At 68.5% G+C, this 14504-nt stretch carries 11 protein-coding genes; 5 read left to right on the forward strand and 6 right to left on the reverse strand.

Features of this window, described 5'->3' with window-relative positions; genetic code table 11:
* Positions 1-36: 36 nt before the first annotated feature.
* The 3 genes from ABT367_RS21415 to ABT367_RS21425 form a co-directional block, all read right to left on the reverse strand.
* The gene (locus tag ABT367_RS21415) at positions 37-4887 is read right to left on the reverse strand and encodes a DNA repair ATPase (RefSeq protein WP_352254694.1); all 4851 of its coding nucleotides are present in this window, start codon (positions 4885-4887) and stop codon (positions 37-39) included.
* A 209-nt stretch (positions 4888-5096) separates the two neighbouring features.
* Positions 5097-7136: an SPFH domain-containing protein gene (locus ABT367_RS21420; RefSeq protein ID WP_352254669.1), complete on the reverse strand. Its 2040-nt coding sequence runs from the start codon at positions 7134-7136 to the stop codon at positions 5097-5099.
* Between the two features lie 89 nt (positions 7137-7225).
* A complete protein-coding gene (locus tag ABT367_RS21425; protein WP_352254670.1) occupies positions 7226-7396 on the reverse strand; it encodes a hypothetical protein in 171 nt (56 codons plus the stop codon).
* Positions 7397-7646: 250 nt separating this feature from the next.
* Here ABT367_RS21425 and ABT367_RS21430 point away from each other — a divergent pair, with 250 nt between their 5' ends.
* On the forward strand, positions 7647-8708 hold the full coding sequence (locus ABT367_RS21430; RefSeq protein WP_352254671.1) for a PucR family transcriptional regulator: 1062 nt from the start codon (positions 7647-7649) through the stop codon (positions 8706-8708).
* A gap of 87 nt (positions 8709-8795) precedes the next feature.
* On the opposite strand, the gene ABT367_RS21435 is transcribed toward ABT367_RS21430, so the two are convergent.
* Positions 8796-9521 (reverse strand): uridine kinase, encoded by a 726-nt coding sequence (locus ABT367_RS21435; protein ID WP_352254672.1) that lies wholly within the window; start codon positions 9519-9521, stop codon positions 8796-8798.
* Between the two features lie 343 nt (positions 9522-9864).
* On the opposite strand from ABT367_RS21435, the gene ABT367_RS21440 reads away from it, so the two are divergent.
* The 3 genes from ABT367_RS21440 (at position 9865) to ABT367_RS21450 (ending at position 12016) form a co-directional block, all read left to right on the forward strand.
* Complete coding sequence (locus tag ABT367_RS21440) at positions 9865-10506, forward strand: LmeA family phospholipid-binding protein (protein WP_352254673.1); 642 nt, start codon at positions 9865-9867, stop codon at positions 10504-10506.
* 396 nt (positions 10507-10902) lie between these two features.
* Complete coding sequence (locus ABT367_RS21445) at positions 10903-11385, forward strand: hypothetical protein (RefSeq protein ID WP_352254674.1); 483 nt, start codon at positions 10903-10905, stop codon at positions 11383-11385.
* 25 nt (positions 11386-11410) lie between these two features.
* On the forward strand, positions 11411-12016 hold the full coding sequence (locus tag ABT367_RS21450) for a hypothetical protein (protein ID WP_352254675.1): 606 nt from the start codon (positions 11411-11413) through the stop codon (positions 12014-12016).
* Positions 12017-12060: 44 nt separating this feature from the next.
* Here ABT367_RS21450 and ABT367_RS21455 read toward each other — a convergent pair whose 3' ends face one another.
* The gene (locus ABT367_RS21455) at positions 12061-12309 is read right to left on the reverse strand and encodes a hypothetical protein (protein ID WP_352254676.1); all 249 of its coding nucleotides are present in this window, start codon (positions 12307-12309) and stop codon (positions 12061-12063) included.
* Positions 12310-12401: 92 nt separating this feature from the next.
* Positions 12402-12959, reverse strand: coding sequence for a hypothetical protein (locus ABT367_RS21460; RefSeq protein WP_352254677.1), 558 nt, complete (start codon positions 12957-12959; stop codon positions 12402-12404).
* Positions 12960-13267: 308 nt separating this feature from the next.
* On the opposite strand from ABT367_RS21460, the gene ABT367_RS21465 reads away from it, so the two are divergent.
* Entirely contained in the window at positions 13268-13597 is a 330-nt protein-coding gene (locus ABT367_RS21465) for a hypothetical protein (protein ID WP_352254678.1), read from the forward strand.
* Positions 13598-14504 lie beyond the last annotated feature (907 nt).

Raw genomic sequence — 14504 nt, forward strand, 5'->3', positions numbered from 1 at the left:
TCCTCCAGCATGAAGGTCTCGCCCGAGCGGCGCCGGTCATTCATCCCGCCCGGAGGCAGGGCGTACCGCATGCCGTCCTGTGGGCCGGGCCAGCATGTGCCGAGGATCCGTGGCCCGAGTGATGGCCGTTTCAACGGCAGTCAGCCGGTCGGCGAGCAGGCCGAGTGCGGCCACCGCGCGGACGACGGGGTCCTCGTCGGGTCCGCCGAGCGTGCGGTGCCGTACCTGGGCGGCCTTGATCTCACCCCAGCGGGCGCCCTGTTCGACGGTGAGTGTTCCCCTGAGCTCGGCCAGCTTGAGGAGGTTGGCTTCGGCATCCGTCGTGAGCGTCTGGGCCTCGGCGGTGTAGTGGTCCTCGATGACGGCGGCGAGTTCGGCATCGTTCATGACCGGAGAGATGCGGGCCGCAATCTTGTTCATGTTGCGGTACGAGCCCTGGAGGCGGAACGGCGGTTCGGTGCGCGCCGTGTCGTCCTGTGCGGCCGAGGCGATATAGGCCTCGTTGACCGCGAGAACGGTGGCGCGTGCGGTGAGCAGGTGCCTCAACACGGCCAAGATCGCGTCGAGTTCGGCCGGCGCATACGGGTGCTCCAGCCGGTCGCGACGGGCAGCCGGGTCACCGGCCGCAAGACGTACGAGCAAGTCGAGGTCGGAGCGCCCGCGACCGGCCAGCGGGGCGAGGTGCGCATTGGAGGTGAGCGCGTTCTCGATGAAGCTGAGGGCGAAGACGTCCTCCTTGCCGGTCAGGACGTCGCCCAGGTTCCAGACGTCGGCACGGTTGGCCAGCATGTCCGGGATACGGAAGCGGCTGCCGGACTCGGTGTACGGGTTGCCGGCCATGCACACCGCGAAGCGTTTGCCGCGCAGGTCGTGGCCGTTGAGGGTGCGGGTCGCGTCGCAGAGCGGGATGAACTTTTGCAGCAGCTCCGGCGAGACGTGCTGGATGTCGTCCAGGTAGAGGAGCGTGTTGTTGCCCGCAGCGAGTGCGAAGGCAATCTTCTCCAGTTCCCTGCGGGCAGCGGCGTTCGTCGCCTCGGCCGGGTCGAGCGAGGTGACGGTGTGGCCGAGGGCCGGGCCGTCGACCTTGACCAGGAGCATGCCGAGGCGGTCGGCGACGTACTCCATCAGCGTCGTTTTGCCGTAGCCGGGCGGGGAGATGAGCAGCAGCAGGCCGCTGGAGTCGGTGCGCTTGGCATCGCCCGATGCGCCGATCTGCTTGGCCAGGCTGTCGCCGATGAGCGGCAGGTAGACCTCGTCGACGAGCCGGTTGCGGACGAAGGAGGACATGACGCGAGGGCGGTGCGCGTCCACATCCAAGCGCTTACGCTCGGCCGCGACGAGCGTGCCGCGCTGCCGCTGGTACATGCGGAAGCCGGGGACCTCGCGGTCGCTGAACTCGCTTGTGCGCGCCAGGAATTCGTCCAGACGCAACGGGAGGGCCCGCTGGGTGATGCGCGGGTGCGTGCCGAGCAGACCCGTGACGACCGTGGCGGTTTCGCCGTCCGCGTCGTACCACTCGAGGTCGGGGCAGAGTTCGACGGCCACGGCCTCGGCGAGGTCCCCGTCGTCGATGTCCTCCCCCGAGGCGGTGGCGTAGGAGTGGAGCCAGCCCTCGACCAGTTGCTGCCGCTCCGGCAGTTCGGTGATCGCGCGGAAGTCGTCGGTGTACGCCGAACCACCCACCGCACGGCGGAACTTGTCGAGCAACGTGCGCGCCGTGACCGACACGGCGAACCCCTGCGGCGAGCAGGTCAGCTCCTCGAAGAGGTACGCCGCGGCCTCGGAGCTGCCCGCAGCAGCCGCCAGTTCCGACTCGAATGCGGCAATGGCCGGAGAGAGCCCGAAGGTGGCGCGGGCCCGCGCGAGCGACACGGCCCGTCGGGTCAGGACCGCTCGCTGCTCCGCGCTGGTGCGGTGTGCCCAATACAGCACGGCCGCCGCCCTCGCCCGGGGTGTGTGGCGGAGCTGACCCGCGCTGTCGTGCAGGCGCAGAAGGGAGGCGAGGATCGCGGTCGCGTCGTGGTCGTGGACGCCGCGCTCGTAGCCTTCGTCGTACGCCGCTTCGGCCACCTGCCGTACGAGCGCGGGGAGTTCGTCGCCGTCCAGCGCGCCTGCCAGGGCCTCGGCGCCGTGCTCGGCGAGCAGCCGGGCGGCCAGGTACTCGGCCCGGTAGACCTCGGCGGACTCGGACGGCAGGTGCCGCTGCCAGTACGGGCTGCCGGCGGAGAAGCCGGGGTCGGTCACGGGCGAGCGGTAGTCGGTGCCGGTCAGGGCGAAGGCGAGCCCGTCCCCGTGCGGGACGAGCGTCAGCTCCGGAGCCTGTCGGTTCACGGCGAAACGGTGCCGGCCGAGACGGATCGTGGCGCCGCCGTCCGCGAACAGCTCGGTGCGGTCGCGCAGTGCGCGCCCGGCCTCTTGCTGGGCGGACTTGAGGCGGCCTTCCAGTTCCTCGGCCCGTACCTGGTCGCCGAGTTCGCGCAGTTCGCCGGCGGTGCGGCGGATCTTGGCGACCATCGGGTCGGAGGCGAAGTACGTGCCCACCGCGTCGGCCGAGTCCAGCGCGGCCGCGCGGCGTGTGATGGTCTCCAGGACGCGCGAGGCCGAGTCGGCGAGGTGCTGCGCACGGCGGGCGCGGGCGTCCTGGAGGCTCTGCTTGCGCGCGGTGAACGCGTCGTAGATCTCGGTGCGCTTGTCTGCGAGGTCCCCGAGCAGGTCGTCGTGTTCGGCGAACCGGGACTCCAGGCCCTCCAACTGGGCGAGCAGCGACCCCAGTTGATCGTCGCAGGCGTCCGGTGTGGTGGATGCGGCGAGCGCGCCCGTGACCGACTGACCGAGCAGGGCGAGTTCGGCGGTGAACTCCGCGCGCCCCTCCCGCTCCAGGAGTTCACCGCGTCGGGCGGTGAGCGCGGCCCGGGTACGGTTCACACCCCCGAGCACGCCCGCGATCCGCTCCAGGACGGCGGTCCGCACGGTCGCATCGCCGATGTCGAGTCCGGTGACGACCTCCGTGAGGGTTCGCAGACCGGTGGTCAGCGCCTCGATGCGGTCGCCGATCGTCGCAGCCTCGGCGACGGTGGCGATGTCCTCCGCCTGTGCGGTCAGCCGCTCGATGTCCTCGTGGTAGTCGGCGAAGGCGTCCTCGCGCTGCAGGAACGCGATGGCGCGCCGGGCCGCCGCATCGATGTCGCCGGTGACGTCCTCGCTCAGGGCGTCGATGCGGGCGGTGTCCGCGTACCGCATCTCCTTGAGCGTCACCAAGTGGCCCTGGGACTGGCGCAGTTCGGTGATGCGCGAGACCCACTCCTCGGCGGTGGCGGGGGCCTCACCCCGGATGCGGCGTACGAGCCGCGCGATCTGCGCGGCGGACTCGGCCAGGGCCTCCGCTGCCTGCCGGGTCAGCGTCTGCACGGTCTCGAACTCGGTGAGCACCTGCTCGGCCGTGGCCCGCAGCGCGTCAAGGGGCGTGCGCAGGTCGCCGGTCTCGGGGTCCCCGAGCCAGTGGTGCTGGTCGGCGGCGCGCACGCACGCGGCCGCCAGCGTCTCGTACACCGCGCCGGTCGGGGTCGTCTCCAGGGCCTGCCGGGCGAGGGACAGGCAGTCGGAGATGCCGCGCACCAGATCGGCGTTGCCGAGCCGGGCGAGCGGACCACTGCCCGCCGGCCCGGTGTGCGTGTCGGCGACGTACGGCGTCTGCCAGATCTGCAGCGGATGGACCTGCGCGCCCTCGCCGGAGCCGCCGCGCAGCACGGTCATCGTGCCGTCGTCGAGGAGCGCATACCCCTCGCAGACCAGCGGGTTGGCGATCTCCTTGCGGATCAGGTTGTACGGGAGCAGCAGGCTGCGGCCCTCGGCGCGGGAGTGGTACGCGTACAGGACGTCCTCGCCGTTCGGCGAGCGCACGGCCCGCTCGAACTCAAGATCTTCGGTGTCCGTATCGAAGGTCTTCACCGCTCCCGTCGCCAGGCAGTAGCCTCCGGGGAAGACGATGCCCTGGCCGTCGGGCAGGCGACGGCAGGAGCGGCCGATGCCGTCGAGGCGTACGACGCTCCGGGTGACGGTGTTGAAGACCAGGTGCCGCTGGGTGTCCTCCTTGTACGGGCGGACGCGCAGCAGGACGAGGACACCGACCCGGGCGTAGGCGATCTCGGCGTCCGCGAGGGACTGCAGGGGCTCCTCGACGGGCTCGGTGTGGAGGCCCTCGCTCGTCTCCGTGTCGTCGTCGGTCTTCACGGTGAGGGCGCCGCCCACGGTGGAGACGTACATCGCGCCGTCGTCGATGCGGACGTGCGGGTGGCGGCCCAGGACGTGGTCGTCGCGGGTGGTTTCGGTCCACTCGAAGTCGTGGGGTGCGGGAAAGACGTGGTCGCGCTCGCCCTGCGCGTCCAGGAACTGCACGCCGTCGCGAGTCAGGGACCAGCGCAGCACCCGGATGTCGTCGAGCTGCTCGCCGGCCTGGAAGACGGCGAGCAGCTTGCCGTCCACAAGCCGCAGCTGGAGCAGTCGCGCCTGCTGGAAGTAGCGGTGCAGGGCGGTGAATTCACGTACGAAGGAAGGGTCGTCGAGCAGGCCGGGGACCGCGTCGTCCGGCAGCCGCTCCAGATCCCGGTCGTACAGGGCGAAGACGTCGCCGACTGTGGGCGCGGCGCCCGGCGCGAGCGGTGTCCGCGCGCCGACGAGCAGCCGGCCTTCGACGGCGACGACGTCCCGCAGTACGCGGGCGGACTCGGAGCGCAGTCGCTCACTGCCGACGAGCGTGAGCTCGGTGGAACCGAACTCGGCGATCCGGGCCTCGTTCAACGCCTCCGTACGGCCGGCCAGTTCGGTGGCCTGCGCGGTCAGGCGGTCGCGCAGCACTTCGTACGTGCCGGCGTCGATGTCGGCGTTCATGGCCCCGCTCGCCCCCTCCCCCGTGCTCGCGTCCTGCCCGGCGACCTTGCCCGTCGCCTCCGCCGTCCGGCTGCCGGTGTTCATCTGATGCCGCTCCTTCGTGTGCCTGTCCGGGTGCTCCCGGTACAGGCGCCTGCTGGTTCAGGTGCTGGAGCTGCCGCCCCCCGTGCGGCAGCTCCAGCACCTCTGACCGCTCCCCCCACGGGCGGTCAGGCCTGGGCGGCTCCGTTGAGCGAGCCGTGTGCTCCGGTCGCCAGTTCACTGAGCGGCATGTCAGCCACGCCCAACTGGCTTGCCTTCTTGAGCAGTTCGTTCAGCGGGCCCGACTGTGCACCGCCGCCGGACTGCATCAGCTTCATCAGCAGCGCCGACACGGTGAGGTTCTGCACATCGCCCGTGGACACCGACCCGAGGACCGTCGTCAGGTCATCGGTGAAGGACGCCGAGCCGTCCAGCCACGGACCGGCAAGCGCCTGAGCCGTCTGCGAGTTCTGCACGAACCCGTCAACGCTCATACCCATCGAGATCGACGAGAGCAGCCGGTCGAAGAAGACGGACTCGCCGCCGACGATGCTGATGTCGGCGCTCTCCAGACCAGTCGCGAGGACCGTGGCCTGAGCCTCGGCAACCTTCTGCTGCACCTCGATACCAGCCAGCCGGATGTCCCTCTCCGCCTCCAGGCGCAGCCGGAACTCCTCGTGCGTACGGGACGCCTCATCCAGGGCCGCCATCGCGGCCGCCTTCTCGGTCAGACCCGCGGCCTCCGCCTTGAGCTTGGCCTCGGTGCCCTCGGCCTCGGCCCGCATCCGGGCCTCGGTCGCCTGCGCCTCGGCGCGGCCGGCCTTCTCGATCGCGTCGGCTTCCTTCTCGCGTACCTGCACGGCGGCGAGTCCCTCGGCGGCCGACTCGGCCTGGATGCCCTCGGCGAGACGGGTCTTGGCGCGTGCGTCCAGATCCGCGGCCTTCACCCGGGCCTCGGCAAGAGTGACCTGCTCGGCGGCGCGGTGCGTGGCCGCCGCCTCAGCCGCCTCCGCTGCCTTGATGTCCTTGACCAGCTTCTCCTGCGCCTCGGCCTCGGCGGCGATGATGATGGCCTGGCGCTGGCGCTCGGCCTCCTCGACGGCGCGCAGCCGCTTGATGGACTCCTCCTGCTCGGCGACCGTACGGTCCACGGCCACCCGCTCCCGTACGACCTCGGCGATGTCCCGCTTCTCGGTCTCGACCTCCTTGTTCGCCGCGATCCGGGTCAGTTCGGTCTCCCGCTCGCGGGCGATGACCTCGAGCAGGCGGTCCTTCTCGATGCGCTCGTTCTCGATGGCGATGACGCGCTCGCGGTTCTTCGTGGCGACCGCGACCTCGCGCGCCTGGTTCTCGCGCTGGATGCCGAGGGCTTCCTCAGTCCGCAGGAACGCACCCTGCGAACGCAGCCGCTCCTCCTCGACCACCTTCGCGGTCTCCGCCTCCTCGCGGGCCCGAACCGTCTGGATCTCCCGGCGCTGCTTGCTCTCGGCGTCGGCCTGCCGGCGCTCGAGCTCCAGGATGGCCTCGCGGGCGTCCACGTCCTGGCGGGTGATCTCCTTCTCCTCGTGGCGCCGGAACTCGTTGGTGCGCACGTGCTCGATGGCCGTCAGCTCGGTGATCTTCCGGATGCCCTGGGCGTCCAGGACGTTCGCCGGGTCGAGCTGGGTGAGCGGCGTCTGCTCCAGGTAGTCGATCGCCGCGTCCTCCAGGTGGTACCCGTTGAGGTCGACGCCGATCAACTCGATGATCTTGTAACGGAGTTCTTCGCGCTTGGTGTAGAGGTCGGTGAAGTCCATCTGCTTGCCGACCGTCTTGAGCGCCTCGGAGAACTTCGCGTGGAAGAGCTCCTGCAGCGTGTCCCGGTCGCTGGCTCGGGCCGTGCCGACGGCCTGGGCGACCTTGATGACGTCCGCGGAGGTCTTGTTGACCTTGACGAAGAACGAGATCCGGATGTCGGCGCGGATGTTGTCCCGGCAGATCAGCCCTTCCTTGCCGGCCCGGGTGATCTCGATGGTCTTCACCGAGATGTCCATGACCTCGGCCTTGTGCAGGACGGGCAGTACGACCTGCCCGGTGAACGTGACGTCCACCTTTCGGAGTTTGGAGACGATCAGCGCCTTGCCTTGTTCGACCTTGCGGAACAAGCGGCTGAGGGCGAACACGACGATGACGGCAGTGAGCAGGACGAGGGCAGCGGACAGGCCGATGCCCACAGTGGTGGCATCCATGAGAAATCCCCGGTCGAGAGATGAGAAGAGCGCGGAGCGGGCGCTGAAAGGCGCCGGCACGCCGCGAGAGTTCAGGCGGCGCGACAGGTTCAGGCGGCGCGGCGGTTACGGTCGGCGGACGGTAGTGGGTCCGCCCCGGGTTCATCGGGGAACCACTTCGCCGACGGAGGGGTGCGCAGCCAGAAGCCGGCTCCGGCGATCAGGAGGAGCGCGGCGACGGGCGCGAGCGAGAGAGCGATGCTGTCGATGAAGCCGCCCACGAGTCCCCCTCCGCGTCCGTGCACGCCCTTTGTGAGGCGTGCTTGCCGTTCCCCGGCACCAGAATTCCCCCGGTGCCGCTCGGGGTGCATCGTCGCACCGCACCCCACTTGGGCACATTGCCGTTGACCGGCAGTCTTTGACGCGTCTTTAATGCCGGGGCGGACGCATCGAAGCGCCGTCACATTCCTGGCCGCCGATCGCCGCGCGCCAGGATGGCATCAGCGGGGCGACAGGATTCGAGGGAGAGGCATGACAGGGGCGGAGATACCGGAGGAGTATCTGGCGGGGTACGCCCAGTGCCTGACCGAAGCCTGCGCAACCGGTCGCCGTTTGACCCGCGATGAACTCGAAGCACAGCGCTCACGCGGCGAGCAGGCAGCAGAGGCCGGCTTCGGACTGCGCGCACTGGTCCGCGCTCTTCTCTCGGCGGCCGAGGGGGTCCGCCCAGGGTTGCGCTCCGCGCAGGCCGAGCATCTGCTCGAGGCCGTCGGGCAAGCCGTGGACGCCTTCGCCGAGGGCCACGAACGAGCTCAGCGCCTCGCGATCCGTCAAGAGGAAGCCGCCCGGCGGGAATTCATCGACGACCTGCTGTACGGCCGCAGCGACCTGGGACGCCTGGCCGAACGCGCCGAGCGCTTCGGTCTGCTCCTGTCCCACGCGCATACGGTCGCGGTGGCCCAGGGCCCTGAGCCGTACGCCGACGGGTATCCCGTGAGCCGCCAGATCGAAGCCGCGCTCGCCACTCGCTTCGGCAGCCGCCGCATCCTGCTGACCACCAAGGACGACCGGCTGATCTGCATCGCGCCCGGCGACGAGTCCGATGTCGTCACCTACTTCGCGAAGCTGGCGTACGCGGCCACCGACGGTGGCCGCGTGGGCATCGGCCGCTCCCACCCAGGCGCCGGTGGCGTCGTCCACTCCTACGAAGAAGCCCTGGGCGCCCTCGACCTCGCCGAGCGCATGGACCTCGACGAGCCGGTGCTGCACGCGGCCGACCTGCTCGTCTACCCGGTGCTCGCCCGCGACCGCCAGGCCATGACCGACCTGGTCGACAGTGCGCTGGGCCCTCTCAATCAGGCACGCGGTGGCGCCCAGCCACTGATCGACACACTGACCGCCTACTTCGACAGCGGCTGCGTCGCCGCCGAAGCCGCGCGACGCCTGGCCCTGAGCGTCCGCGCGATGACGTACCGCCTCGAACGCATCCACACCCTCACCGGCTACGACCCCGGCGATCCCACGCACCGCTACACCCTGCAGACCGCGGTCATCGGTGCGCGCTTGCTGGGATGGCCGGGAGAAGAGGTCTAGTTCAGGTTGGACTTGAGGGCCGGCACTTCCGGTGCCCGAACGTCGCTCTGTTCGGCATGTCCCTTTCCTGCCAGGACCGTCCCAACGTCACGCCGACACCACTCGCGGACGCGTGAACGTCGAGTTGTCGATGACCGCATCCATCAACGGCAGGGGGTCGACTTCCCGAAGATAGATCCGCTCGGCCACCAGGTACCTGTTGCGGTGGATCGATTCGGCTTCGGAGCCGGCCCAGTCCTGATCCCGTTCGGCGCCTCGGCGGACGGACAACTCCGCATCCACCTGCAACCAGATCCTGAAGTCCCAGTAGTCATTGATCTCGGGCCTGAAGGCAAAGACACCATCCACGATCAGTACAGCGTCCGCCGCGACCGGCGTCGCTTCCGACGAGTGGTCCCGCTGGGTCAAGGGGTCGATGCTGCACAGCACGCACGATCCCGCTTCCGGTGATCGGCAAGGGTCCAGCAGCAGGCGCTTGGCGGCCTCATAGTCGTACGCATTGCGGTAGTAGCCCTCGCCGGACTCCCGGTCATACAGATGCCGGTCCTCCCACGGATTCTTGAAGTCGTCGAGTGTCGCCCGCAGCACGGGTCGGCCCGCAGCACTGATCCACTCAGCGAGTTCATGTCCGAAGCTCGTCTTCCCCGCAGCCGTGAACCCGTCGATCCCCACAAGCAGACGACCCTCCCCGAGCGCCAGGATGCGCTTGCCGATCCCTTCGATCAGCGAGCTGCGCTCGACGGAGGCCGGCGGAGGGCAGGGCTGCTGCCAGGACGAGGCCGAATGATGCACGTCTGCTCGTGGCGATCTCATGAGACGAACCTATCGGCCACCCAACAGAGAGAAGATCACCGCTCAGTACACAGAGCAGCACCCACCCGGCGATGTGGACGGCAGCGGACCCTGGGATCTGAGGGCCACCCACCGCGGCTCCGGCAAGGAGCTGTACTTTTACCCAGCCGTCACCAGGAGTGGCATCGGCGCCCCCACTGCAGTGGGCTCAGCGGCTTGCTGAACCTTCAACACCTCAACCGGCCGTTCCGTTCTGCCACAACTGACCAGAAACACCCGTTACGCGTCGATGAAGAGCCCGGTCCCGCGAACCGGGCGCGGGCTCTTCATCGACCGCAGAACCTCCTCGAAGGAACCCGCGTTCATGCGACTGCGCACGACACTCATCACCCTCGGCGTACTGTCCGCCCTGGCTCTCGCCGGCGACCTGGCGGCCGAGCAGATAGCGGAGAACATAGCCACCGACAAGGTCTCCGACCGACTCCCCGGAGACCAGGGCAGCGTGGACGTCGACATCGCCGGGTTCCCCTTCCTGACCCAAGCGGTGTCCGGCCAGTTCGACGAGATCGAGATCACGGTGAAGGACGCTGCCGACCCCACGGGCTCGTCCGCCGTGACCTTGCCCAGTGCCACTCTCACCGCACACGACGTGCGCGTCGAGGGCACCTCGAGCGCGGTGGCCGATCGCATCGACGGAGAGGCGATCGTCCCGTACAGCGCGATCGCCGACGGGCTGCAGCGTCAGTACCCCGGCCAGGGCGACGTCGAGCTCGCACCGGTCACCGGGGGCGCCAACCGCGTTCGTCTCACTCAGGGCGGCGAACACCTCATCGCCCGGCTGACCGGCCAGCGCCCAGACCTGGTGTTCACCCCCGAAGTCGAGGGTGCACCCCCGCAGATGGTCACCCTCGCCACCGGCCCCATCCCGGTCGACGTCACCGGGGTCACCCTCGACGACGACGGAGTACGGCTGCACATCGCCGCGCGATCGGTCAGCCTCGGCTGAGGTCTGCACGACCTCCAGCGCCGTTTCGGTGCGGTCGTATCGGTCGAAGTGGATGTCGCTTTTCACGTGACGTGAAAATGCCGGGAGGTAGGCCAGCTCCCGGGACGGCGCCTCACGGGCCGCTGTCAGTGCAGCGCGGATGCGGACCCAGTCGGGAGGAGGGCTGTGAACCGACGAGCTTTGTCCATGCAACAGCGCACCAACGGCCGAGAGGCCGTGGGTCCCGACAGCCGAGCGGCGTAGGTCCGTCCCAGGCAGGGGCAGAGGGGCGGACGCTGCCGGAATGTGACGTGTTCTGTTCTCGAACGTCCCGGCCATGCTTGTGCCCGCGCCCCGCATCCAGGCAGGACGGCGCTGAAGAGCGGCGAGAGCCGAAGCCTTCAGAGAGGCATGTCAATGAGAGACAGTGACCACGAGCCGGTGCTCGTCCGCAGCAAGTGGGGAACGAACCGGTACGTCTACAACACCAGCAGCCCCGTAGGTGTCGCACTCATCATCGGCTCACTGCTCTTCGCAGGGATCATGCTCTACTCCCTCCACGCCGGGTCCCGTTGGACCGAGGACGATCTGCGGGACGCCGTATACCAGGCGGCCGGCGACCTCCACGGCGCTGCCGACCCCAACGGCGAACTCCTCTCCGACTCACCGCTCGCGGGCGACAGCGACTACAACCCGTATGCGATGTACGACCAGGGGCTCATCCAAGATGCCATCGAGGACACCGGCATCGGCGCATCGAGCGGGCTGGTTGTCCAGGACGCCGAGTCGGGGGGCTCCGGGTACGAGGTCAGCACCTTCGACACGGAGAGCACGTATTGCATACGCCTGACCCACCACGACGGAGAGCTCTACGCCGGGGCCGCAGACGGCCCTTGCTGAACGATCTGCAGGCCCGGAGGTGGGCATGAACCGTCTGCTCGGTATGGCCATGGTCTGGGTGGCTCTCATGGGATCGATCACCATCGGCTCCGGGGAGTCCGGCGGGGACCGGATCATGAGCCTGGCTGCCGCGCTCCCGGCATGGGGGTATCTGGGGTTCCGGTGTCGACGCGAGATCCGCAGGATCCGAGCAGAGAACCGGATGGTGCAGCTGGACAGAGAGCAGCGCCAGGCGCTGGGTCCCGGTGAACTCCTCGACGTGCTGGCACAGTTGACAACTGGAAAGGGTGAGCGGCTGCAATGCTCCGTGCAGGGACACGCCACAGGGCATCGTTGTCTGCCCGTCTCTCAGGATTGTTCCCTGGCCGATCTCGTACGGGCACTCCGTAGTCGGTACGGCACTTCGGCCATCCTCGTGATCGGTGGGAACGTCCATCCAACACTCGATGCGACATCGGGACTGTCGCTGCTCGCCCCATTCGGCCGGCAAGTAAGGGACATGCGTGGCTGGGGCCGTGGTGTTTGGCGGATCGGGGCAGGGACGGTGGAGGACAGCCACGGCAGTCGGCGCGTCGTGCTTGTCGATACGGGCAAGCCGTCTCCTGGCGAATCGCGATCCGATGCACCTTAGGGCGTCCGCTGCCAGGCCTCAGCATCAACTCCACTCACCACACGTCATCGATCATGATCCCGCGTCGCCGCCCCGGCCACGAGCAGCGTGAGCCACACCGCGAGAGACAGCACAGCGATCCCTATCAGCGGCCAGAGCATGCCTTGCTTGAAGCTGTACACGAGCATGGAGGGGTCGGTGATAAGGACTACCGCCGCCAGCAGCAACAAGGCCCCGACAGCGATCAAGCCGCAGAGCCACTGCACGAGATAGCGCGCTACTGCCCGTGCTCCAGCCTGATCTTCGCGATTCAACAGAGCTCCTCTTGATGTGGATCCTGCTCATATCTCACGTCTTCCGGGCTTGGTTCTCAGAGGGCCGTGACGCCCGGCCGTTGCCTACCTCTTCATTCCTCCGCCCCGGCGTAGGTGTCCGGGCCGATGGCGACAAGCACGCCGGCGACCAGTCCGACGAGGCATACGACGAAAGCGAGCATTCCAAGTCCCGCCCAGAGGATGAAGGGGAACGGTACGACGATCGCTGTGAGTATCAGGGCGGCGATGCGGCGCATCCTGTCGTGGGTCACGAGCAGCAGCGGACTGCCTGGATGACGCCACGCGAATGCCTGAGCGGCAGCCGCGATTGCGCTGATCATCACGGCGTACGGAAGCGATGGTCGAGGAAACAGCGCGCCTATACCGACGGTGCCCAACTGGGTGAGCCCAACGATGAGGGAAATAGGGCCAGCCACTGCGAAGAACCCGGCGATCAGGCGTATGAAACGTACAGGATCGGCTACCCGGACTCCACGGCCGTACGTCTCCATGTATCGCACGGCGCGCCAGGCGATCCCGCGGTAATCGGTGGCCACGGGAACCCCGAAGATCGTGGCGAACAGGCCCCACGCCAGGGCGTCCAGCTCACTCGGCGTCTGCGACTCTGCTGCTGCCCACACCAGTTCCACGCGTCCCCCTCACTCCTCGTCGACACTACCTCGGGTTGCCTAAGTTTCCCCAGGTCAAGGAGTGCCTGCGGGCGGCACGGGGCAGGAGCCAACCGCTGCGCAGCCTGCACTCGGCCTCGGTGGCGTCATGCACGGCGCCCTAAGAGTTGTACGCGCCAGGTGTATTGAGCGCCCTGCGCAGAGACGGCAGTTGAGCCGGCCGGACATTGCCTGGCCCTGGCATGGTCAGCGCCGCAGCACCCAGCAATACTGTCGGGGTTCGGACCGGACGCTGCTCGCGTTCCGCGTGGTCGAAGCGGAGCAGCACCATGGCATGGGTGGTAACAACCAACGCGTTCGTGGGATTGCTGGCGATCGCTTTGGGAATCGTCGCGCTTCGGACAGGGTGGACCGTACCCACGGCGCGCCGCCACGTGACCACGCCGAAATTCCACGGTCTTGGTGCCCTGCTCATGGGCGCCTCCCTCGTTCTGCACAGCCTCGTGTACGTCCTCGGCGATGTCCTGCCGATAGTTTCTTGGGAGGCTCGCTTCTTCGGTGGGAACGCTCTCCTGATTGCCGGCATGGTCCTGATTGTCCTCAGTTACCTGCTGCCACTCCGCCGAAGCCGGTCTCGCACCGATCCCTCACGTGCCTGAAGTGTGCCGCCGGATGCTGTCAAGACGCCGGCGTTGCCCGAGTCCCTGCGGGTTGGCCGCCACTGATGCCGCCCCCATGCATCGGGGTCTGGTGTGCCTGACGACGCAGGTGCGCTCCCCGCGGCCCGCGGTCTCCAGGGCCGCGAGCACACGACGGCCGCGCCGCAAACACCCGCGAAGGCCGTGGTGAAGTAGACGATCGGTATCAACGCGTCGAGCAGCGTCCGGGGCAGTGGCTCGTCTGTCGGCTCCACCGATTCGGACGGATCGAACACCATCCGGAGCCAATCCCCCGGTGCCGTGGACTCCTCGCAGCTCGCTGCAACTACGACATCGACCGGAGTGCCGTCGAGTAGAGCCACCGAACATTCGTATCTGATGTAGTTCCGCCCCGTGTGGTGGTACTCGCGAACATCCGTGACCTTCACCGTCCGTTCCTCACCTCGAGCGACGAGAACGGCTTCTGCTCCCGCGCTGGAGACCAACCAGGAGAGCCCAAGCCCCAGAGCGATCACCCCCAGCACCCATGCATGGCCGGCCTTAGCGGTGAACAGGCACAAGGCGAGTCCCAACGCCATCGCAGTAGCGACCCATGCGCCCAGCTCCCGCTGCCCGGACAACAGCCCCACAGCGCCCATCCCCGCAACGCCTCCCGCGCCGAGGAATCCTGCAGCCGCCCCTCTCAGCAGGAGCCGTCTCGAAGGTCTCCCTTCGAAATCCGCACGTCCCCACCACCGCTCAACAGACATCCCCACCCCCGGTATTCGCTCTCATCGGCCCCGCATGCCCTGCCCCTTGGGCAGCTGACCGTCCTGCGCCCGGGCACCTTACGCGAGGCGCCTCGCTCCGGAGGGCACTCTCCGTAGCGCCACCTCAGGAGGCAGCAGGCCTCTTTGGGAGCTCCTTT

Source organism: Streptomyces mesophilus, from assembly GCF_040300965.1.
Classification (GTDB): Bacteria; Actinomycetota; Actinomycetes; order Streptomycetales; family Streptomycetaceae; genus Streptomyces; species Streptomyces mesophilus_A.